General features: G+C 63.2%; 16 protein-coding genes and 1 pseudogene. 6 read left to right on the forward strand and 11 right to left on the reverse strand.

What is annotated here, in order from left to right; translation table 11 throughout:
* Positions 1-24: 24 nt before the first annotated feature.
* The gene (locus AAHE99_RS24365; protein WP_342120282.1) at positions 25-3,129 is read right to left on the reverse strand and encodes a beta strand repeat-containing protein; all 3,105 of its coding nucleotides are present in this window, start codon (positions 3,127-3,129) and stop codon (positions 25-27) included.
* 542 nt (positions 3,130-3,671) lie between these two features.
* On the reverse strand, positions 3,672-4,175 hold the full coding sequence (gene ssb / locus AAHE99_RS24370) for a single-stranded DNA-binding protein (RefSeq protein ID WP_342120285.1): 504 nt from the start codon (positions 4,173-4,175) through the stop codon (positions 3,672-3,674).
* Positions 4,176-4,287: 112 nt separating this feature from the next.
* Here ssb and uvrA point away from each other — a divergent pair, with 112 nt between their 5' ends.
* From uvrA to AAHE99_RS24385, 3 genes are read left to right on the forward strand one after another with little or no spacing between them, the layout of a single operon-like run.
* Positions 4,288-7,140, forward strand: a complete 2,853-nt coding sequence (gene uvrA / locus AAHE99_RS24375) for an excinuclease ABC subunit UvrA (RefSeq protein WP_342120287.1) — start codon at positions 4,288-4,290, stop codon at positions 7,138-7,140.
* On the forward strand, positions 7,140-7,616 hold the full coding sequence (locus tag AAHE99_RS24380; RefSeq protein ID WP_342120289.1) for a YbaK/EbsC family protein: 477 nt from the start codon (positions 7,140-7,142) through the stop codon (positions 7,614-7,616). Before uvrA ends, AAHE99_RS24380 begins: the two co-directional genes overlap by 1 nt.
* 32 nt (positions 7,617-7,648) lie before the next feature.
* Entirely contained in the window at positions 7,649-8,515 is an 867-nt protein-coding gene (locus AAHE99_RS24385) for a substrate-binding periplasmic protein (RefSeq protein WP_342120291.1), read from the forward strand.
* 4 nt (positions 8,516-8,519) lie between these two features.
* Here AAHE99_RS24385 and AAHE99_RS24390 read toward each other — a convergent pair whose 3' ends face one another.
* The 4 genes from AAHE99_RS24390 to AAHE99_RS24405 all read right to left on the reverse strand — a co-directional run bounded on the left by AAHE99_RS24390 (position 8,520) and on the right by AAHE99_RS24405 (position 11,457).
* Positions 8,520-9,128, reverse strand: a complete 609-nt coding sequence (locus AAHE99_RS24390) for a 2-hydroxychromene-2-carboxylate isomerase (RefSeq protein WP_342120293.1) — start codon at positions 9,126-9,128, stop codon at positions 8,520-8,522.
* A 185-nt stretch (positions 9,129-9,313) separates the two neighbouring features.
* Entirely contained in the window at positions 9,314-9,931 is a 618-nt protein-coding gene (locus tag AAHE99_RS24395) for a TetR/AcrR family transcriptional regulator (protein ID WP_342120294.1), read from the reverse strand.
* A 40-nt stretch (positions 9,932-9,971) separates the two neighbouring features.
* A complete protein-coding gene (locus AAHE99_RS24400) occupies positions 9,972-10,460 on the reverse strand; it encodes a GNAT family N-acetyltransferase (RefSeq protein WP_342120298.1) in 489 nt (162 codons plus the stop codon).
* A gap of 274 nt (positions 10,461-10,734) precedes the next feature.
* Complete coding sequence (locus AAHE99_RS24405; protein ID WP_342120299.1) at positions 10,735-11,457, reverse strand: DUF6090 family protein; 723 nt, start codon at positions 11,455-11,457, stop codon at positions 10,735-10,737.
* Positions 11,458-11,574: 117 nt separating this feature from the next.
* Here AAHE99_RS24405 and AAHE99_RS24410 point away from each other — a divergent pair, with 117 nt between their 5' ends.
* On the forward strand, positions 11,575-12,294 hold the full coding sequence (locus AAHE99_RS24410; RefSeq protein ID WP_342120301.1) for a DUF6624 domain-containing protein: 720 nt from the start codon (positions 11,575-11,577) through the stop codon (positions 12,292-12,294).
* Positions 12,295-12,351: 57 nt separating this feature from the next.
* Here the strand turns inward: AAHE99_RS24410 and AAHE99_RS24415 are convergent, their stop codons facing one another.
* On the reverse strand, positions 12,352-14,214 hold the full coding sequence (locus AAHE99_RS24415) for a phosphoenolpyruvate carboxykinase (GTP) (protein ID WP_342120304.1): 1,863 nt from the start codon (positions 14,212-14,214) through the stop codon (positions 12,352-12,354).
* Positions 14,215-14,575: 361 nt separating this feature from the next.
* Here AAHE99_RS24415 and AAHE99_RS24420 point away from each other — a divergent pair, with 361 nt between their 5' ends.
* Positions 14,576-15,526, forward strand: a complete 951-nt coding sequence (locus tag AAHE99_RS24420; RefSeq protein ID WP_342120305.1) for a D-2-hydroxyacid dehydrogenase family protein — start codon at positions 14,576-14,578, stop codon at positions 15,524-15,526.
* 51 nt (positions 15,527-15,577) lie between these two features.
* Here AAHE99_RS24420 and AAHE99_RS24425 read toward each other — a convergent pair whose 3' ends face one another.
* Positions 15,578-16,354 (reverse strand): L-asparaginase, encoded by a 777-nt coding sequence (locus AAHE99_RS24425; RefSeq protein WP_342120308.1) that lies wholly within the window; start codon positions 16,352-16,354, stop codon positions 15,578-15,580.
* 104 nt (positions 16,355-16,458) lie between these two features.
* On the opposite strand from AAHE99_RS24425, the gene AAHE99_RS24430 reads away from it, so the two are divergent.
* The gene (locus tag AAHE99_RS24430; RefSeq protein WP_342120310.1) at positions 16,459-16,944 is read left to right on the forward strand and encodes an asparaginase domain-containing protein; all 486 of its coding nucleotides are present in this window, start codon (positions 16,459-16,461) and stop codon (positions 16,942-16,944) included.
* 15 nt (positions 16,945-16,959) lie between these two features.
* Here the strand turns inward: AAHE99_RS24430 and AAHE99_RS24435 are convergent, their stop codons facing one another.
* The 3 genes and pseudogenes from AAHE99_RS24435 to AAHE99_RS24445 form a co-directional block, all read right to left on the reverse strand.
* On the reverse strand, positions 16,960-20,703 hold the full coding sequence (locus AAHE99_RS24435; protein ID WP_342120312.1) for a hypothetical protein: 3,744 nt from the start codon (positions 20,701-20,703) through the stop codon (positions 16,960-16,962).
* Positions 20,704-20,864: 161 nt separating this feature from the next.
* Positions 20,865-21,761 carry a recombination-associated protein RdgC gene (locus AAHE99_RS24440; RefSeq protein ID WP_342120315.1) on the reverse strand — a complete coding sequence of 299 codons (897 nt, stop codon included), beginning with the start codon at positions 21,759-21,761 and terminating at the stop codon, positions 20,865-20,867.
* Between the two features lie 56 nt (positions 21,762-21,817).
* Positions 21,818-22,195, reverse strand: a pseudogene (locus AAHE99_RS24445) (hypothetical protein); the annotation flags it as partial.

Consider the following 22,195-nt stretch of genomic DNA (forward strand, 5'->3'; position numbering starts at 1 on the left):
CGCGGGCCCGGCTAGTCGGTTTGCTTACTTCTGCGGTACAGCCAGGAAGCCGGTGCCGCTGCTGTTCTGCGACAGGGCCTTCAGGCGACGGTTGTCGTCGTCGGTCGCGGCCAGCTGTTCGGCGCCGTTCAGCTTGTGGCTGTCGAACTGCGACATCGCGGCTGCCATCAGCGACGCGTTCTGCGCCACGTTCAGGCCGTTCTGCGCCGCTGCCACATCCAGCTTGGCGGTGCCGCCGGCCGGGGTGCCAGCGCTGTCGAAGCCGGACATCGCCTGTACCAGGCTGGACACCGAGCTGCGCAGGTCGGCAGGCTTGCTGGTCAGGAACCAGACGTCGGCTGCATCGTGCGACTTGCCATCAGCGGTTTCGTAGGTCGACTGCAGACCGTTGATATTGCCGTTGCTGCTGCCGTGGCCGCGGGTGACATCCAGGTTCAGCTGGGTGATGTTCAGCTCAGCCAGGGACTTCAGCTCGCCTGCCTGGGTGACGCCGTCGCCGTTGTCGACCCACACTTGCAGCTTGCTGAAGGCCGCGTCGCCAGCGTTGATCACGCCGTCGCCGTTGCTGTCGAGCTCAGCCATCGCTTCGTAGCCGGTGCGCGCCTTCTGGCCGTTAGCCAGGGTGGTGCCGGAGCCGAACAGTTCGGAGCCGTCGTTGATCGCGCCGTCGCCGTTGCGATCCAGGACCAGCAGGCCGTCGCCGCCGGCAACCCAACCGGTGTTCAGTGCCTGGCCGCTTGCCGCCAGGTCGAACTGCACGCCAGCCGTGATGCTCAGGGTCTGGATACCGTTGTCGTTCAGGTCCAGGACCACTGGGGTCAGGTTGACCAGGGCCTGGATCTGATCCGAAGTCAGCACAGCCGCCTGGTCGGTGGTCAACGCGTGGATCTGCTGCGTGGTCAACTGGGCGATCTGCTGGGTGGTCAGGGCACGGATCGACTGGGTGCTCAGGCCAACCAGGGCGTTGGTGCGGATCGCGCTGATGTCGCGGGTCTCGATCGCCACAGCCTGGGTGCTGGACAGGGCGCCGAGCTGGTCGCTGGTCAGGGTCGCCACCTGGGCGCTGGACAGTGCGACCATCTGGTCAGTGGTCAGCACGCCCATCTGGTCGGTGGTCAAGCCTTTGATCGCTGCGGTCTTCAGTACGGCGAAGTCCTGGGTCTCCATGCCGGCGATGGCCTGGGTCGACAGCACAGCGACGTGGGCGCTGCTCAGGGTGCCGGCTTGCGCGGTACCCAGGGCCACGACCTGGTTACTGCTCAGCACGCCAGCATGGTCGGTGGTCAGGGCGGCCACTTGCGCGGACGACATTGCGGAAATCTGCGCGGTGGTCAGCACGCCAACCTGGTCGGTGGTCAGGCCCCTGATCGCCGCGGTCTTCAGTGCGGCGAAGTCCTGGCTTTCCATGCCGGCCACCGCTTGGGTCGACAGCACGGCGATGTGGGCGCTGGTCAGGGTGCCCGCTTGCGCGGTACCCAGGGCCACCACCTGGTTGCTGCTCAGGACGCTGGCGTGGTCGGTGGTCAGTGCTGCTACCTGGCCGGACGACATCGCGGCCACCTGGGCGGTGGTGATCACACCGACCTGGTCGGTGGTGAGGCCTTTGATCGCAGCCGATTTCAGGGCGGCGAAGTCCTGGCTTTCCATGCCGGCGATGGCCTGGGTCGACAGCACAGCGATGTGGGCGCTGGTCAGGGTCGCGGCTTGCGCGGTACCCAGGGCCACGACCTGGTTGCTGCTCAGGACGCTGGCGTGGTCGGTGGTCAGTGCCGCTACCTGGCCGGACGACATCGCGGCCACCTGGGCCGTGGTGATCACGCCGACTTGATCAGTGGTCAGGCCTTTGATCGCGGCCGATTTCAGGGCGGCGAAGTCCTGGCTTTCCATGCCGGCGATGGCCTGGGTCGACAGCACGGCGATGTGGGCGCTGGTCAGGGTGCCCGCTTGGGCGGTACCCAGGGCCACCACCTGGTTGCTGCTCAGGACGCTGGCGTGGTCGGTGGTCAGTGCCGCTACCTGGCCGGACGACATCGCGGCCACCTGGGCGGTGGTGATCACACCGACCTGGTCGGTGGTCAGGCCTTTGATCGCGGCCGATTTCAGGGCGGCGAAGTCCTGGCTTTCCATGCCGGCGATGGCCTGGGTCGACAGCACAGCGATGTGGGCGCTGGTCAGGGTCGCGGCTTGCGCGGTCCCCAGGGCCACCACCTGGTTGCTGCTCAGGACGCTGGCGTGGTCGGTAGTCAGGGCGGCAACCTGCGAGGACGACATCGCGGCCACCTGGGCAGTGGTGATCACGCCGACTTGATCAGTAGTCAGGCCTTTGATCGCAGCCGATTTCAGGGCGGCGAAGTCCTGGCTTTCCATACCAGCGATGGCCTGGGTCGACAGCACGGCGATGTGGGCGCTGCTCAGGGTCGCGGCTTGCGCGGTCCCCAGGGCCACCACCTGGTTGCTGCTCAGGACGCTGGCGTGGTCGGTGGTCAGTGCCGCTACCTGGCCGGACGACATCGCGGCCACCTGGGCGGTAGTGATCACACCGACCTGGTCGGTGGTCAGGCCTTTGATCGCGGCCGATTTCAGGGCGGCGAAGTCCTGGCTTTCCATGCCGGCGATGGCCTGGGTCGACAGCACGGCAACGTGGGCGCTGGTCAGGGTCGCGACTTGCGCGGTACCCAGTGCCACCACCTGGTTGCTACTCAGCACGCCAGCGTGGTCGGTGGTCAGTGCAGCCACCTGGCTGGACGACATGACGGAGACCTGGTCGGTGGTCAGCACGCCCACCTGGTCGGTGGTCAGGCCTTTGATCGCGGCCGATTTCAGGGCGGCGAAGTCCTGGCTTTCCAGGGCTTTGATCGAATCGGTGGACAGTACGCTTACCTGGGCGCTGTTCAGCGCGGCGGCTTGCTTGGTGGTCAGCGCGACAACCTGGTCAGAGCGGATATTCGCCAGTTGGTCAGTGTTGAAGGCGGGAATCTGGGAGGAGGTGAAGGCCTGGATCTGGGTGGTGGTAAAGGCTCGGAATTGGTCCGTATTCAAACCAAAGATGTCCGCTGTCTGCAAGGTCGCGATTTGCGCCGTTGTAATAGCAGCGATCTGGTCCGTCGACATGTTGGTTACGAAGCTCATTTCCGTTCTCCTGTGGGCCTTGCTTAAATTCTGGACAAGAATGGGAGCCGGTGGCTCCCATCCATACATTCTTACAAATTCGAAAAATTCGTGGCCAATTTGCCAAGTACTTATTACGTCCGCCTCAGATGTTGCCGGCGGGATGCAGCCTTTTCATTCTTAACGTCAACAAAGCGGTTAACTTTAGACCCGAATCGTGCGCCAACGCACAGACAGGCAGCCGTCAAACGACACAAAGCGACCAAAACGGTGTTCCCATTAAGCATTTTTTTTATTTACTTATAGGAACTTTCATTTGCTAAGGGAAAAGACATTTCACCTACCCTGGACGCGATTTTACATGAGCTTGTTGCCGTATGGCATCTGCTAGTTGAACAAATCGGGGTTTCCGCAACCTGATTTTTGGGAAACATTTCGTTAACTTCATGTAAACATTCATAAGCTTGTTTACAACGCTAGCCTCGACAGAAACATTACCGCCCAAATTTGACGCGCCAATGAAAAAAGCCCGCATCAGCGGGCTTTTTATTGTCTGGCGACTATCAGAACGGAATATCGTCGTCCATGTCCGAGAAATTCGGTGCCGGACGCGGTGCCGGGCGCGGTGCCGGCGCCGGGGCTGCCTGTGGACGTGGTGCTGGACGTGCCGGCGGCGCGTCGTAACCCATGTCGTCGCCGCCGCCCATGCCGCCGCCCATACCAGCGGAATCGCCACGGCCACCCAGCATCTGCATGTTTTCAGCGATGATGTCGGTAGCGTACTTCTCGATACCGTCTTTGTCGGTATATTTACGGGTCTGCAGGCGGCCCTCTACGTATACAGAAGAGCCTTTTTTAAGGTACTGGCCCACGATCTCGGCCAGGCGGCCGAAGAAGGAAATGCGGTGCCACTCGGTCAGTTCTTTTTGTTCGCCGGTGTTGCGGTCCTTGCTGCGATACGAGGTCGCAACAGCGATGTTGGCGATCGCATCACCGCTTGGCATATAGCGAATCTCCGGGTCACGGCCCAGGTTGCCTACGATGATGACTTTGTTAACAGATGCCATGTGTTACTCCCACGTTTGAATTTTGCTGAACGGCGATTATATACGCGCAGATAATCTTGATCACTGGTATTATATACAGTATTTGCCCACTCCAGTCTGATTTAGCTCAATCATGGAACAAATCCGCATCCGCGGTGCTCGCACGCACAACCTGAAAAACATCAACCTCGACCTGCCACGCAACAAGCTGATCGTGATCACCGGCTTGTCCGGTTCCGGCAAGTCGTCGCTGGCGTTCGACACCCTTTACGCGGAAGGCCAGCGCCGCTATGTGGAATCGCTGTCGGCCTACGCCCGCCAATTCCTGCAGCTGATGGAAAAGCCGGACGTGGACATGATCGAGGGCCTGTCGCCGGCGATCTCGATTGAACAAAAGGCAACCTCGCACAATCCGCGCTCGACCGTGGGCACCGTGACCGAGATCCACGACTACCTGCGCCTGTTGTATGCGCGCGTCGGCACCCCCTACTGCATCAACCACCCGGACCACGCGCTAGCCGCGCAGTCGGTGTCGCAGATGGTCGATGCCGTGCTGGCAATGCCGGAGGGTACCAAGCTGATGATCATGGCGCCGGTGGTGGCCAACCGCAAAGGCGAGCACGTCGACCTGTTCGAGGCCATGCAGGCCCAGGGCTTCGTGCGCTTCCGCGTGCAAAGCGGCACCCACGAGGCCAAGATCTATGAAGTGGACGACCTGCCCAAGCTGAAGAAGACCGAGAAGCACACCATCGACGTGGTGATCGACCGCGTCAAGGTCAACGCCGACATCAAACAGCGCCTGGCCGAATCGTTCGAGACCGCGCTGCGCCTGGCCGACGGCCGCGCCGTGGTGTACGAAATGGACACGGGCGCCGAGCATGTCTATTCCAACAAGTTTGCCTGCACCACCTGCGGCTACTCGCTGCAGGAGCTGGAGCCGCGCCTGTTCTCCTTTAACAACCCGATGGGCGCCTGCCCGGAGTGCGATGGCCTGGGCCATATCGAATTCTTCGACCCGCGCCGCATCGTGGCCTTCCCCAACCTGTCGCTGGCTTCCGGCGCGGTGAAGGGCTGGGACCGCCGCAACCAGTTCTATTACTCGATGCTGGCCGCGCTGGGCGCCTACTACGACTTCGACCTCGACACACCGTTCGAACAGCTGCCGGCCAAGGCGCAGGACGTGGTGCTGCACGGCTCGGGCAAGACCGCCATCCCGTTTACTTATATGAATGAGCGCGGCAAGGCGGTAGTCAAGGAACACACCTTCGAAGGCATCGTCAACAACCTGCAGCGCCGCTACCGCGAAACCGATTCGATGGCGGTCAAGGAAGAACTGGCGAAGTTCATCAACGAGAAGAAGTGCCCGAGCTGCGAAGGCGCGCGCCTGCGCGTGGAAGCGCGGCATGTGAAGATCGGCACCGGCAAGCAGGAACGCGCGATCTACCAGATCGCCGACAAGCCGCTGCGCGAAACCCTGTCCTACTTCGAGCAACTGAAGCTGAAGGGCGCGAAGAAGGACATCGCCGACCGCGTGATCAAGGAAATCGTGTCGCGCCTGACCTTCCTGAATAATGTGGGCCTGGACTACCTGTCGCTGGAACGCAGCGCCGACACCCTGTCGGGCGGCGAAGCGCAGCGTATCCGCCTGGCGTCGCAGATCGGCTCCGGCCTGACCGGCGTGATGTACGTGCTGGACGAGCCGTCGATCGGCCTGCACCAGCGCGACAACGACCGCCTGATCGACACCCTCAAGCACCTGCGCGATATCGGCAACTCGGTGCTGGTGGTGGAGCACGATGAGGACGCGATCCGCACCGCCGACTACATCGTCGACATGGGCAAGGGTGCCGGCGTGCACGGCGGCGACGTGATCGCCTCCGGCCCGCTGAAGGACATCCTGAAGTCGAAGGAATCGCTGACCGCGCAGTACCTGAGCGGCAAGCTGGGTATCGCCGTGCCGAAGAAGCGCCACGTGGCCGATCCGCAGCGCCAGCTGACCATTACCGGCGCCACCGGAAACAACCTGAAGAAGGTCACGCTCAACCTGCCGGTCGGCCTGATGACCTGCGTGACCGGCGTCTCCGGCTCCGGCAAATCGACCCTGGTCAACGACACCCTGTACCCGGCCCTGTCGCGCCACCTGTTCGGCTCCCAGACCGAACCGGCGCCGCACGATTCGATCAGCGGCCTGGAACACTTCGACAAGGTGATCTCGGTCGACCAGGCGCCGATTGGCCGCACGCCGCGTTCCAACCCAGCCACCTACACCGGCCTGTTCACGCCGATCCGCGACCTGTTCGCCACCGTGCCGGTGGCTAAAGAGCGCGGCTACTCGGCCGGCCGCTTCTCTTTCAACGTGAAGGGCGGCCGCTGCGAGGCCTGCCAGGGCGACGGCGTGATCAAGGTCGAAATGCACTTCCTGCCGGACGTGTACGTGCCGTGCGACGTCTGCCACGGCAAGCGCTATAACCGCGAAACCCTGGAAGTGCACTACAAGGGCAAGAGCATCACCGAAGTGCTGGACATGACAGTGGAAGACGCGCACGAATTCTTCAAGGCGGTACCGGTCATCGCGCGCAAGCTGCAAACCCTGCTCGACGTGGGCCTCGGTTATATCAAGCTGGGACAGAGCGCCACCACGCTGTCTGGCGGCGAGGCGCAGCGCGTCAAGCTGTCGCTGGAACTGTCCAAGCGCGACACCGGCCGCACGCTGTACATCCTGGACGAGCCGACCACGGGCCTGCACTTCCACGATATCGACCTGCTGCTGAAGGTGATCCACCGCCTGCGCGACCATGGCAACACCCTGGTGATCATCGAGCACAACCTCGACGTGATCAAGACTGCCGACTGGATCGTCGACCTTGGCCCAGAGGGCGGCGCCGGCGGCGGCCAGATCATCGCCAGCGGCACGCCGGAAGAAGTGGCGGCCAATCCAAACAGCGTCACCGGCAAATACCTCGGCCCACTGCTGAAGAAAAAATAATGAGCCTGCACTCCGTCAAACACTTCCTGGCGCAGCACGCGCCAGACCTGGAAGTCATCGAACTGGCGGAAAGCACGGCCACCGTGGCCCTGGCCGCCGCCGCCCACGGCGTCGAGCCGGGCCAGATCGCCAAGACGCTGTCCTTGCGCATGAAGGATGGCATCGTGCTGGTGGTGACGCGCGGCGATGCGCGGCTGGACAACAAGAAGTTCAAGGCGCATTTCGGCGCCACCGCGCGCATGCTGGGCGCGGAAGAAGTGGAAGCGCTGACCGGCCACCCGGTCGGCGGCGTCTGCCCTTTCGGCCTGCCAGGCCCGATCCCAGTCTACTGCGACGTTTCGCTGCGCGAATACCAGGAAGTGATACCGGCCGGTGGCGCCATCAACGCCGCCGTGCGCCTTTGCCCCGAACGCATGGCGACACTCACCGGTGCAACATGGGTGGACGTGGCGCAAGCACCTGGTAGTACAATGTAAGTCACTCCATACGCGCCGCGGAGGTGGCCCCCATGCCCGCGCTGCACCGTTTTGCCTGCGTCCTGTTATGCGCCGCAATGCTGGCTGCCGCCAGCGCGCGCGGCGGCACCATCTATTACCCCACGCCCGAAGCATTCGAGAACGGCAAGTCCGATTACGCCTTCGAACTGCTGCAACTGGCGCTGGCCAAGGCCGGCAGCGCACACCGTGCCGAGATGGCGCCCGTGTACCGCCAGCAGAACCGCGCCATCGCCGAACTGCTCGCCAATTCCGGCCAGATCCACGTGGTCGGCACCATGACCTCCGCCGAGCGCGAAGAGCAGATGCTGCCGGTGCGCATCCCCATTTCCAAAGGCTTGATCGGCTGGCGCATCCTGCTGCTGCGCGAAGATAAGCAAGACTGGCTGCGCGACGTGCGCAGCGTGCGCGAGCTGAAAGGCATCCGCATGGCCCTGGGCCAGGACTGGCCTGACCTGGCCGTGCTGCGCGCGGCTGGCCTGGCGCCGGACACGGTACCGAGCTACAGCCGCCTGTTCGGCATGCTGAAAGCGCACCGTATCGACGCGGTGCCGCGCTCGATCAATGAGATCTGGTCGGAGCTGGCGCAGCATCCCGGCCTGGTGGCCGACCCCTACCTGGTGCTGCACTACCCCGCGGCCGACTACTTCTTCGTCAACCGCGCCAATCCGGAGCTGGCCGAAGACATCCGGCGCGGACTGGAAGCCGCCCTGGCCGACGGCTCTTTCGACCGCCTGCTGCTGGCCTACTACCGCCCCATGCTGGACAAGGCGGCGCTGGGCAAGCGCCGCGTGATCGAGCTGCCCAATCCCGAGCTGCCGCCGGCGACGCCGCTGGCGCGCAAGGAGCTGTGGCTGACGCTCGACCAGCTGCGCCGCTAAGCACTCAGGCCGCGCGGCGCGCTGCCGCCGCCAGCCAGCGTTCCAGCTGCGGGAAACGGTCGTAGCCCCAGAACGGCTCGCCCTCCGCCATCACAAACGGCACGCCAAACACGCCGCGCTCCAGCGCCAGCTCATTGCCTTGCTTGAATTGCGCCTTGATGGCCGGGTCTTCCATGCCGGCCAGGAAGGCCGAGCCGTCGATGCCCTGCGCTTCCGCAATGCCCAGCAAGACCGCCTTGTCGGCGATATCCACACCGTCCGCGTAGTAGGCCTGGAAGCAGGTGCGCGCGAAGGACACCGCAGCCTGTTCGCCGTGCGCCGCCCGCACCCACAGCATGGCGCGGCCTGGCGCGATCAGCATTTGCGGGAAGGCGCTGGAAGGATTGAACGGAATCGCCTCTTCCTGCGCCGTGCGCTGCATATCGCGCGTCACATAGCGCCATTTGACCGGCACCACCGGCGAAGGCAGCACCTTGGTCTGCTCGGTCAGCGCCGGCAGCAGCAACGGATGCCAGCGCACGGTGGCGCCATGGGCGGCAGCCAGCCATTCGATGCGGCGCGCGGCGAAATAGGAGTAGCCGGAAGCGAAGTCAAAGTAGAAGTCGAGGACCATGGCGGCTCCTTAATAGTTTTCGCCGAAATCGCTGTTGTGCTTTGGCAGGCCGCGCAGGATGCCCCACAGGCTGCTATGGCTCATGAAGTAGATGCCGACCGGCACCAGCAAAAGTAAGTAGCGCATTTTCATTCTCCTGTTACTTGCATTTCGCACACCTGTGCGAATTTAGTTCAAAAAAAAGCTCACACGTCATTGAAGCTCTTGTACGTCGAAATCAAGCGGTTGAAGGCTCGCTGCGCATGGCGCGGCGACTGCTGGTCGTGCAGGAAGCGGGCGTCATGCAGTAAGCCCACCACCAGGCTGTAAATCTCGAACACCAGCTGTTCGGGGTCGGTATCCGGCCGCAGCTGGCCGGCCTCCATCGCCTGCAGGATGGTCTTGCGCAGCGATGCGCGCCAGGCCAGTGCCCCCTGCGCCAGGCGGTCGCGCACCGCATTCTCTTCGTGATCGTCGAACTCGAAGGCGCCGGCGGTGTACAGGCAGGAAGTGCGCAGCGCCTCGTCGGCGGCGCGCTGGAACCAGGCCGCCACCTGGGCCTGCAGGCGCGGCAAGCCGCGCGGCAGCGTCAGCGAAGGCATGAACACTTCGGCGGCGAAGCGGCGGTCGTATTCGTCCAGCACCGCGCACTGCAGCTGCTCCAGCGAACCTACGCGCGAAAACACCCCGCTCTTGCTGATGCCGGTGCGCTTGGCGATCTCGCCCAGCGACAGCTTGCCGATGCCTTCCGCCGCTGCCATTTCCATGGCAGCGTCCAGGATGGTGGCGAAGGTTGCTTCGCTTTTTGCGGTCAGGGTGTCCATGGAGCGAACTTTAGCACACCTGTGCGAAAGTGCAAGCGATTTAGTAAGGCTCCGGGGTCCAGACCGCGTACACCTCGCCATCCTCCTCGACGCCGGTCTCAGCGAAGCCGAACGGCGCGTAGAGCTCCTTCGCCACTTCGTTGCCGGGACGGTAGCTGGTCCAGATGCGCTGCACATCGCCGTGCTTGCAGATCTCGGCCAGCGCCAGCTGGACTGCGCGGCGGCCATGGCCGCGGCCCTGGTAGCGGCGGTCCACCATCAGGTGGTAGATCGCGTAGTCGCCCGGCTCATCACCCTCGCCCGGGGCGGCGTACATCAGGAAGCCCACCACACCGTCCTTGTCGACGATGGCGCGGCAGTGGTAGTTCGGATGGAAGCTGGCTTCCGCGATCGCGAACATGGTGTCGGCGGCATGCTCCAGCTGGTGCTCGTGCAGCTCCAGTTCGGCGATGTCGGTGAAATTCTGCTTGTTGACCAGTTGCAGATTGGTGGTGATCCACTTCCTCAGGAAGCGTTGGTATGGTCGCATGTATTAACTCCTTCTTCTTGGCGCCGGGGACCCAAAAACAAAAACCCCGGCAAGTTTCCTTACCGGGGTCTCGTCGTCGGACGTCCGGCTCGGGGGTGGCAATTCGCCAGAGGCCCCGAGCGCACGCGCAGCGGGGCTATCTGGTCTTCTTAAACTTGATAGCCGTACGTGGCATGGTCGTCCTTTCTTAATCTGGTTGTTGAAAATCTAACGAGCGCTGATTCTGCGCCCGGCAGGAATGTGGTGTCAAGAAAAACTTTGTATAAAAATTCACTCAGCTGTCTTTGTACAGCGCGTCGATGCGCTGGATGATCTTGTCGCTCAGCTTGGCAGTCATTTCATAGCGCTGGTACAGCTGGTGGTAGGTGACCGCATTGCGCAGCAGGCGCTTGCCGTTCACCGTGTTCAGCGCGCGGTAGCGCTGCTCGAGGCTGTCGCCCGATTCCAGGGCCGCGTCCAGGTAGCTGCGCAGCTTGTCGTGCTGGCCGCTCCAGCCACGTTCAGAGTAGCCGATTACGCGGTGGTTCTCCTGGTACAGGGTCATGATGTCGTTCAGCAGTTCCTCATCTTCGATATTGATCAGTTTTCCGCTCGACTTGAAGCCTTCGAAACGGCTGGTCACCGGGCCGAAGAAGCGGTTCGAATAGGTCATCACGTAGGCGCGCTCGAATTTCTCCGCGTCGGGCGTGCCCTTGGGATCGAGTTCGCCCAGGTAACGGAAGGCGGCATCGGATTCGCGATAATTCGCGGCCAGGGATGTCAGCTGCGCAATATCTCGCTTGAGGTCGGTTTTCAGGCCCAGCAGGAAGGTGCGTACCTGTTTTTGCTCATGGCGGTGCTCGCTCATGCTGTGGAACCAGATACTGATGCTGACCGCAAACACGATGATCGCGATTTCCAGCGCGATTTCCTTCAGCTTGTCGACCAGGCCGTGTTCCTTGCTGGCCGCCATATTGATGACGTTCTTGCCGTGCTTTGCTACTTCGAGTTCTGCCATATCCGCTCCGCGTTGAAGAGCCGCGATGATAGCTCGCCAGCCACTGGGAAAATGTCACGCATTGTCACCGCCGCCATCCGTGCTCCCCTGTCGCTGCGTGTTTGCTACTGTTGATCCATGATGAGCATTTACAAGCTTGCGCTGACGTTACTGTGGGCTTGCGGCGGGCTCGCCATTGCCGCTGAACCCAGCCGTATCAGCGTGCATACCCTGGCGGGCGGCAAGGAGGTGGCGCGCCTCATGCTGCCGATCGGCCCTCAGTACAGCGTGCAGGTGGACGCCAACCAGGTGGAGCAAGACAACCGCAGCACCACGCACGCGCGCGGCAATGTGCGCGTGACGATCCGCGCGGGCGGTGTTACTACCGCGACCGTGGCCGGCGAAGAGATCATCATCAAACGCAAGGTGCTCGATACGCGCGAACTGGCCGCCATCCGCGCGCTGGAAGCCATGGGTGCGCCGGGTAAGCGCGATGCCGCGCGCGACCGCAAGGAATTGGCGCGGCTGAAGACCATTGTCGCCTCGCACGGCTGGCCCGGCGCTCGGTTTGCCGGACCGGAGCTGGCGCAAAACGCCTTTACCGTCCTGATGCGTTTGCCGCCCAGCGAGATGGAAGCCCTGCTCCCCGCCCTGCGCGAAGCCCAGGCCCAGAACGACGTGCCGGGCGCCCAACTGGCGCAAGCCGAAGACCGGCTGCGCGTGGCCAAAGGCCTGCCGCAGCGCTACGGCACCCAGCTCGCCGCCGGCAAGCCGGTAGTCATCGAAGACGAAGGCGCCCTCGACATCCGCCGCAAGATGATGGGCCTGCCGCCCATGCCCACAAGTTCCGGCCAATAAAAAATGTCCACCTTGGGGTCTGACCCCAAGGTGGACATTTCGTTGGTGCAAGCGAAATTAGCCGTTCAGGCGTTGCTCCAGCTTGGCCATGTTTTCCTTCAGCTCTTGCGGCAGGTGGTAAGCCAGCTTGTCGAACAGTTCAGCGTGCAGCTTCAGTTCCGCGCGCCATGCATCCTTGTCGATCGAAGTGATGGTTTCGAACTCTTCAGCGGTGAATGGCAGGCCGTCCCACATGATGTCGCCGTAGCGTGGGGTGGTGCCGAAAATGTTTTCGACGCCGCCGCCGGTGCCTTCAACGCGTTCCAGCATCCACTTCAGTACGCGCATATTATCGCCAAACCCTGGCCAGACGAAGTGGCCGTTCTCGTCGGTGCGGAACCAGTTGACGCAGAAGATCTTCGGCAGCTTGGCGCCCTTCGATTCCAGGCGCTTGCCCATGTCGAGCCAGTGCTGGAAGTAGTCGCTCATGTTGTAGCCCATGAACGGCAGCATGGCGAACGGGTCGCGGCGCACCACGCCTTGCTGGCCAGCAGCTGCAGCGGTAGTTTCGGAGCCCATAGTCGCGGCCATGTAGACGCCCTCGATCCAGTTGCGTGCCTCGGTGACCAGCGGCACGGTGGTGGAGCGGCGGCCGCCAAAGATGAAGGCGGAGATCGGTACGCCGGCCGGGTCGTTCCAGGCTGGGTCGATCACCGGGTTCTGCTCGGCGGACACGGTGAAGCGTGCGTTCGGGTGCGATGCCTTGGTGCCGGACTCCGGAGTCCAGTCCTTGCCCTGCCAGTCGACCAGGTGCGCAGGCGCTTCCTTGGTCAGGCCTTCCCACCACACGTCGCCATCGTCGGTCAGCGCGACGTTGGTGAAGATGGTGTTCTCGTTCAGGCAGGACATGCAGTTCGAGTTGGTCTTGGTGTTGGTGCCAGGAGCGACGCCGAAGTAGCCCGCTTCCGGGTTGATCGCGTACAGGCGGCCATCCTTGCCCGGCTTGATCCAGGCGATGTCGTCGCCGATGGTGGTGACCTTCCAGCCGTTGAAGGCCTTAGGCGGGATCAGCATGGCGAAGTTGGTCTTGCCGCAAGCCGATGGGAAGGCGGCAGCCACGTAGTGCTTCTTGCCTTCCGGGGATTCCACGCCGAGGATCAGCATGTGTTCAGCCAGCCAGCCGTCGCCGCCGTTCTTGGCGTCGTTGTAGCCCATGGTGGAAGCGATACGCAGTGCGAAGCACTTCTTGCCCAGCAGCGCGTTGCCGCCGTAGCCCGAGCCGTAGGACCAGATTTCACGGGTCTCCGGGAAATGCACGATGTACTTGGTGGCGTTGCATGGCCATGGCACATCCTTTTCGCCGGCAGCCAGCGGCTTGCCAACGGTGTGGATGGCAGGCACGAATTCGCCATCGGTGCCCAGCACGTCGTACACAGCCTTGCCCATGCGGGTCATGGTGCGCATGTTGACGGCGACGTAGGGGGAGTCGGACAGTTCCACGCCGATGTGGGCGATGGGGGAACCCAGCGGGCCCATCGAAAACGGCACCACGTACATGGTACGGCCGGCCATGCAGCCGTCGAACAGGCCATTCAGGGTGCCGCGCATTTCCTGCGGGTCCATCCAGTTGTTGGTCGGGCCGGCCGCTTCCTTGGTCTGCGAGCAGATGAAGGTGCGGTCTTCAACGCGGGCGACGTCGGTTGGGTCGGAGCAAGCCAGGTAAGAGTTTGGACGCTTTTCAGCGTTCAGCTTTTTCATGGTGCCGGCGGCAACCATCTCAGCGCACAGGCGATCGTATTCTTCCGCCGAGCCGTCGCACCAGTAGATGCGTGCAGGCTTGGTCAATGCGGCGACTTCCGCCACCCAATTGATCAGCTTTTGCTGTTTGATGTAAGCTGGCGCGTTCATTGTTGAAACGCCTCCCATAACGGGCTGATTCATAGTACCTCCAATGCCAATAAAGAATTCTGTCTTGTCCCGGCACGGCAGGAATCGTCGTCAGCTGAAAGCTTGCGCGCTGAAGACAGGATGCTTCGGCGGAGTACGGCGGTTCTGTCGAATGCGCCCGATTTCTCGAGGGCGCGGGCGCCTGGCGAGGGTAGGCACAGGCGCTGGAACATGTGCTGCTGGGGCCTCCGGTGTTACCCGGTCGGGCTCCCTGAATTGGGCCGATTGTACACCTGCGTCCCGGCGTTTCCGACAAAAATGTAGGAATATTGCCAGAGTAAAGTAGTAGGCTATTCGAGATATTCACAATCACGTTATTTCCCTACCATTTTCATCACAAAATCTGCTAACTGCCATGAAAATCGCTATCCTCGATGATTACCAAAATGCAACCAGTAGCCTTGATTGCTTCCGTTTGCTGGACGGTCATGAGGTCAAAATTTTCAATAATTCGGTGAAGGGAATGGGCCAGCTGGTGGCGCGCCTGGCGCCATTTGAGGCCCTGGTTTTGATCCGCGAACGGACGGCGTTCAACCGCGCCCTGCTGTCCAGATTGCCGAACCTGAAAGTCATTTCGCAGACCGGCAAGGTAAGCGGGCATATCGATATGGAGGCCTGCCGCGAGCTCGGCATCACCGTGCTGGAAGGCGTGGGTTCGCCCACGGCACCTGCCGAGCTGACCTGGGCGCTGGTGATGGCGGCGCGCCGCAAGCTGTTCCAGTACGCGGGCAAGCTGCGCGATGGACAGTGGCAGCAAGTATCGATCCGCCATGAACACAATACGCTGGGCCTGGTGCTGGCGGGCAGTACGATGGCGATCTGGGGCTACGGCAAGATCGGCAAGCTGGTGGCGGGCTATGCCAAGGCGTTCGGCATGCGCGTGATGGTGTGGGGCAGCGAAGCCAGCCGCGCCGCTGCGGTGGCAGACGGCTACCAGGCGGCCCCATCGCGGGACGATTTCTTCGCCCAGGCCGATGTGCTGTCGCTGCACCTGCGCCTGGCCGACGCCACGCGCGGCAGCGTGACGGCGGACGACCTGGCGCGCATGAAGCCAGATGCGCTGTTCGTCAACGTCAGCCGCGCCGAACTGGTGGCGCCCGGCGCACTGGAAGCCGCGCTGGGTGCCGGCCGCCCCGGCTACGCTGCACTCGATGTGTTCGAAACGGAACCCCTGCCGGAAAACTCACCGCTGCTGCGCATGCCCAACGTCTTGTGCACGCCGCACCTGGGCTACGTTGAAAAGGATAGCTATGAGCTTTACTTCCGCCACGCCTTCCAGAACCTGATCACGCACATCAACAGCTGACCCCGTGTCCCACTATGGGGTCACACCCTAAACGGGACACGGGCTGATCGGCTATACGGCTGGGTCCGTGTCCCGCTGAGGGTGTGACCCCAGGGTGGGACACGGGCTGGGCAGTGGCATGGCGTGGACTTTGCTCCAGAGGCCGGCCCAGCCGGGGGGCCAGGTGATTACCGGGCCGCTGTATTGCGGGAGCGTGGCGCGGACCGGGACCACCGGCACCGGGGGCATCTCGATCAGCGGGGCGCCGGGCGGGCGTTGCATGTCGAGGCTGTACATGTATCCGGGCAGCAGGGCGTCGCAGACGGAGGCGAACCAGGCGGTGTGGTCTTCGTCGCGGCCCAAGGCTTGCGCCAGGCCTTGCGGGTCGAACTTCGCTAACGCATGGACCAGTTCTTCCGTGCTGGCGCCGGGCTGGTCGCCCCAGCCCATCACGGGATTGAAAATATAGTCGGCGCCGGAGCCGTACCAGCCTTCGCGCCAGGAACGCTGCATCCAGTCGCGCGGGCCGGTGAACAGGTGCCAGCGCCAGTGCAGGCCGGAGGGCTTGGGCCAGGAGTACAGGTAGAGTTTCTGGTAGCCGGCGCGGTGCAGCTCGCGCACCACGGCCATCAGCCGCGCGTGCGGCATGCGGTCGGGCGGGGCGCGCCGGAACAGGATGGGCTCGCCGTCGGCAAACTGCACTTCGTCGGTGGATAGGTTGAGGTCGAGCGTGCGCGACTCGTTGCCGAAACGGGCGGAGATCCAGCCGGTCAGCAGGTTGATGGCCGTGATGACGCCATAGCCGCGGTAGCGGTGGAAAATCACGGTGCCGGGTGCGAGCGCTTTCATGGTGTTGTCAGGCAAAGAAGCCAGTGTAGTCAACAGTTCGGCGGAATGCCAGCCGCGATTTCAGCTATCATGCACGCCATTCATTGATCACATTTTAATTCATCATGACCCTGCGCATCATTGCCACCGGTGGCACTTTCGACAAGCATTACAACGAGCTGAACGGCACCCTGGCCTTCACCGAGAGCCACTTGCCAGCCGCCATCCAGCGCGCCCGCATCACCACGCCGTGCGCGCTGGAAGTGGTGTCGCTGCTCGATTCGCTGGACATGGTGGATGCCGACCGCCAGCGCGTGCTGGCGGCTTGCCAGGCAGCATCGGAAAAGGCTATCGTCATCGTGCACGGTACCGACACCATGCCGGAAACCGCGGCCGTCCTGGGCCCGGCCATCAAGGACAAGACCATCGTCTTCACCGGCGCCATGATCCCTTACGAGATCGATAACTCGGACGCGTTCTTCAATATGGGCTTCGCCTGCGGCGTGGCGCAAGTGCTGCCGCCGGGCGTGTATGTGGCCATGAACGGCCAGATCTTTGCCTGGGATAATGTCCAGAAAAACAAAGCGGCTGGAGTCTTCCAGCCGCTCTGATCGTCCTTTAGCACATCAGGACTTGTTTGGCAGCGCCAGCAAGTCCTGCCGGGTCTGCGGTTCCAGCGCCTGCAGCCTGGTATGGCTGGCGGCAAGCGTCGTGGCGGACAGCAGGCGCTTGCCATCGGCGTCATAGTCCTGCAGTACGGCCGCCATGGCGCTGGCCACCGAAGCGTCACTGCCGGCACCCGGCATTGCCAGGCTGGACGGCACGGGCGCCGCGCCGGCCGTGTCGCTGGCACGGATTGCCTGCGCCAGTTCGCTCACCGCTTTGCTGAGCGGTGACTGGGCAAACCAGACGTCCACCATTTCATGCGTGCTGCCGTCGGTGCGGCGGTAGCTGGACGCCAGGCCGACAATATTTTCCTGCTGCTGGCGGGCGGTAGCCTGGGCTGCCAGGCTGAGCTCGGCGATGCCGCGCTCCACCAGCGAAGTCAATTCATTGGCCTGGCTGACGCCGTCGGCATTGGCGTCCACCCACAGCCGCAACTCGCCAAACGCGGCATCGGCCTGGCTGATCACGCCATCGCGGTTGCTGTCCAGTTCAGCCAAGGCCTGGTAGCCATCGCGCGCCTTGCTGCCATCGGCCACGGTGGTGCCGCTGCCGAACAGTTCGCTGCCATCGTTGATCACGCCGTCCTGGTTGAGGTCGCGCACCAGCATGCCATCGCCCTGGCCAATCCAGCCGGTGGTGGCGCTGTGGCCGTCGGCATCGACGTCGAACTGCACGCCGGCCGCCAGGCCCAGGGTTTGCACGCCGCCGCCGTCGAGGTCGAGTGCAATCGGGGTTTGCATCAGGATCTGGCTCTGCTCAGCCGTCAGCATGCTGCGCTGCGCCTGGGTCAGTACCAGGACCTGGGTGCTGACGAATGCGCTGAGCTGGGTGGTGCTCAGCGAATGCAGCTGTTCTGCGCTCAGCTTGGAAATATGGCGCGTCGACAGCACCGGCACCTGCGCCGTGGTCAGGCCTTGCAGCTGGGCGGTGGTGAGGACCGGAATCACCGAGGTATTCAGCGCGCGCACATCTTCCGTCCCCAGCGCGCCCAAATCTTCGGACGACAGGCCACCGGCCTGGAGGCTGGTCAGGGCGGCAACCTGGGCCGACGTCAGGGCGGCGAAGTGGCTGGTATTCAATGCGGCCAGTGCCCCCGATTCCAGCTTGCTGAAGTTTGCCGCCTTAATGGCAAGCAAATCGCTGCTGTCGAGCGCGGTGAATACACCGGTCGACAGCGCAGCCAGCTGCGCGCTGTTCAGGGCGCCGATCTGTCCGGAATGCAGGCCCAGCGCATGGCTGGAAGTCAGGACGGCCAGCGCCACCGTGCTGAGCGACTGGAACTGGCGCGAACCGAGGGAACCAAGCTGGGCGCTGTTCAGCGCCACCAACTGGGCGGTACTGAGGCCGGCCAGGGCGCCGGTGCTCAGCATGGCCAGGCCATCCGGGTCCAGGGCCGCCATGAATTCAGTCGACAGGCCGGCAATCTGGCGGCTGCCGATCGCACGGAACTGGCTGGTGGTGAGCGCCGCCAATTGCGCCGTGCTCAGGCTGCCAAACTGGGTGCTGCCCATGCCGGCAATGACATTGGTACGCAAGGCCACCAGGTCGGCCGTTTCGATGGCCGCCACGGTCGCGGTCGGCATAGCATTCAGCTGGGCTGCGCTGAGCCCCTGGAATTGCGTGCTGCTCAGGCCCACGATCTGTTCGGTCGCCAGCGTTGCCATGGTCGCGGTACTGAAGGCCGCAATCTGGCGCGTGCTCAGCGCTGTCAATTGCTGGGTGCTCAAGGCATCCAGATGGGTGGTGGTGAGCTGGCGGATGACGCCGGTGCTCAGCGCCGCCACCTGCGCCGTGGTCAGTTTGTCGAGGTACTGGTCGGCCAGTGTCATGAACTGGCGGCTGTTCAGCGCAGTGATCTGCGCCGTGGTCAGGGCGGTGACCTGATGGCTTTGCAGGGCCTGGATCTGGGCCGTGCTGAGCGACGCGATGGTGCCGCTGCGCAGCGCCGCCAAGTCGGCGGTCTCCATGACGGCGATGTTATCGGTCGAAATGCCAACGATCTGGGCTTTGCTCAATTGCGCTGCCTGGTCCGTACTTAGCGCCACCATTTGCGCCGAGGTGAGGCCTGCCAGCGCACTGCTGCGCAATGCGGCAAACTGGACCGTGGTCAGGTTATCGAACAAGCTGCCCGCGCCGGCGCCCAGCACCGGAATTTGCAGCGAAGTCAGCGCAGCGATGATCTGGGTGCGCAGGCCGGCCACTGCTTCGGTCGCTATCACGGCGACGTTGCTGCTGGACAGTGCTGCGAATTGGTTCGGCGTCAGTCCGCCCAACTGGACTGAAGTGAGCGCCTTGAATTGGTCGGTCTGCAGGCCGCCAATACTGGCGGTCGACAGTGCTTCCAATTGGCGCGTGCCCAGCGCCCGCAGTTGGTTGGTGGTGAAATACGACACCTGGTCGCTGTTCAGCGAGGCCAGCAGATTGCGGCTCAAGCCGGCAATGCTCGCCGTACTAAGCAAAGCCAGGAAGCCGCCGGGCATCGCTGCCAGCTGGCGCGTGCCGATGGCCGCCGCCTGGGTCGCTGTCAACGCGCCCAGCTGGTTGCTGGTCAGGGCTTGCAGCTGTTCGGTGCTGAGGCCGGCAATGGCCGTGGAACGCAGCGCGGCGAAATCGGCCGTTTCAAGCGCGGCCATCGCCTCGGTCGACAGGCTGTTCAACTGCAGCGCGCTCAGCGCGCCGGCTTGCTGGCTGCTCAAGGCAACCACCTGGCTGGTGGTCAGGCCGGCCAATGCGCTGCTGCGCAAAGCCGCTACCTGGCCGGTACTCAGGGCGCTGATGTGCTGGGTCGACAAGGCCGACAGCTGGTCGGAGCTGATCATCGTGATGAAGCGCGAGCCCATGGCGGCCAGTTCCGCCGTGGTGAACGCGGCAATCATATTCGACGGCAGCGCGGCCAGCTGTTTGCTGTTCAGATATCCGAATTGCGCGGTCGTCAGCGCCGCCAGCTGGTCGCTGGTCAGCACCGACAAATGCGCCGTGCTGAGGCCAATGATGGCGCTGCTGCGCAAGGTGCCGATATCGGCCGTCGACAGCGCCAGGATATCGTCCGTGCCCAGGGCTTTCATCTGGCTGCCGATCAGGGCTGCCACCTGGCCGCTGGTCAGCGCTTCGATCTGGCCGCTGCTGAGGGCGCCGAGTTGGGTTGTCGTCATCGCGCGCACGAAGCTGGTGCTGAGCGAGGCCAGGTCCTCGTCGTCCATGCCGACGATGGCGGCGCTGCTCAGGGCGGCTGCCTGGCGCGACGTCAATGCCGCCGCCTGGTTGGTATCCAGCGCACGCACCTGGTCGGAAGTCATGCCGCGCAGGCCAAGCACCGAGATGGCGCGCAAATCCTGCGTTTCCAGCGCCCTGATGGCGTTGGTGGTCAAACCGGAAATACCGCGCGAGTTCAGCGCGGCCGCTTGGGCCGTCGTGAATGCCACCACCTGGTTGGTGCTCAGCGCCTGCATCAGCTCCAGGCTGCGCGAGGCGGTGCCCCAGGTGGCCGGCTTGATGGCCGCGATGGCGGCTGTGCTGAGTACGGCGATGTTGGCCGGCTGGATGGCAGCCAGTCCCGCAGGGCTGATCATGGTCAGCTGCGTCGGTGAGAACGCAGCAATCTGGCTGGAATTAAGTGCTGCCCAGTCGGCTGTAGAAATCAGCCCGACTTGTGCTGGCGTGAGCGCAGCAAGCTGGGCGGTTGTCATTTCGGTGGTCGTGCTCATGGTTCACCCGGCCATGTCTTAGGACTGCTTAGGTTACCACAATTTGATCCTGACTAATTCCCGATGGAAACAGATTGCCTAAAAAAACGACAGTTCCATAGGGAAACAGCCGGGGATTTCCCCCGGCTAAATTACTTTCAGAATGAAAGGTTTTAAGTAGTTTAAGCGACTGCTTCGCCGCCCAGGGCCTCGACCACGTCCTTCAGCAGGTTGTTCAGCTCGCCGGTCATCAGCATGAAGTCGCCGTCGAAGCGTTCGTCGTCGTTGCGGGTGACGGCGTCGTTCTCTTTCAGCACGTCGAGCGGCTTGACGCCCTTGATGGCCAGCGCTTCGGTCAGCACGAAGCTGATCTTGCTGTCCCAGGTCATGGCCAGGCGGGTGCACTGCTTGCCGGCGGCAATGTGGCGGCGCACTTCTTCCGGCTCCAGGGTGTGGCGCACATAGCGCACGGCGGACTTGCTTTCGCCGGTGGCGCGCAGTTCGGTGTCCATGTCGACGGTGAAGCCTGCCGGCGCCTCGTCATCCTGCAGCCAGGCGGTCATCACGCCGACCGGGGAACGCTGCACGCGCAGGCTTTCCAGCGGCATGCGGTCAACCGCTTTCAGCAGCATCTTGATGATGTCGTCGGCCTTGGCCGGGCTGGCGGCATCGACCACCAGCCAGCCGTTGACCGGGTCGATCCAACACCAGGTGTTGCTGCGGATGGTGAAAGCGCGCGGCAGCAGTTCGTCGTGCACGCGTTCCTTCAATTCTTTCATGGCTTTTTTGCCAGGGGCGAAGCCTTGCTGCTCTTCCAGCTCGGCGGCGCGCGCCTTGGCGACCTGGTTTACCACGGTGCCTGGCAGCAGTTTCTTTTCGGTGCCCAGCACGATCAGCATTTGCTTGTTGACGGTGTGCACCAGGCCGCCGTTTGGACGCGGCTTGTCCCAGCCCTGGCGCATCAGCTCATTGCTGCTGGCGGGGGTGAAGGCTTGCGGCTGGAGGGCTTCTTCGAGTTGTTCTGGAGTAAATGCCCAAGGGGCGGGCAGGCGGTATACCTGGAGATTCTTGAACCACATAAACGTTATCGACCTTGATCAGCTTTTTCCACGGGAACGACATTTTACATGGCTCATCAAGGGCAAGTCATGACCTTTGTCTTATTACCGTCACGGAAGGGATCCTGGCCCCTGGCGCCGACCAGGTTGGTGTATTCGCAATACTCTTGATTCCCCTTGCGGTAGCGCTTCATGGTAACGCCGTCGCCCAGGTCGGAGGTCTGCTCCAGCACCCAGTCCTTGGTTTGCGCGCGGGCGATGGCCATGCCCAGCTTGGTGTCCGGCTGGATGTAGGTGGCGAACTTGTTCAGGCTTTCCTTGCGCAGCTGGCGGTCGACGCTGGCGGCGGCCAGGCGCGAGCGCTCCAGCGTGGTGTCGGTCGCCTTGGAGGGCAGCGCGAAGGGGTCGGGCGCGGCTTCGGTGGCGGGCACGGTCACCGCTTCCGCCACCGCTGG

Source organism: Pseudoduganella sp. OTU4001, assembly GCF_038440195.1.
Taxonomy (GTDB): domain Bacteria; phylum Pseudomonadota; class Gammaproteobacteria; order Burkholderiales; family Burkholderiaceae_D; genus Rugamonas.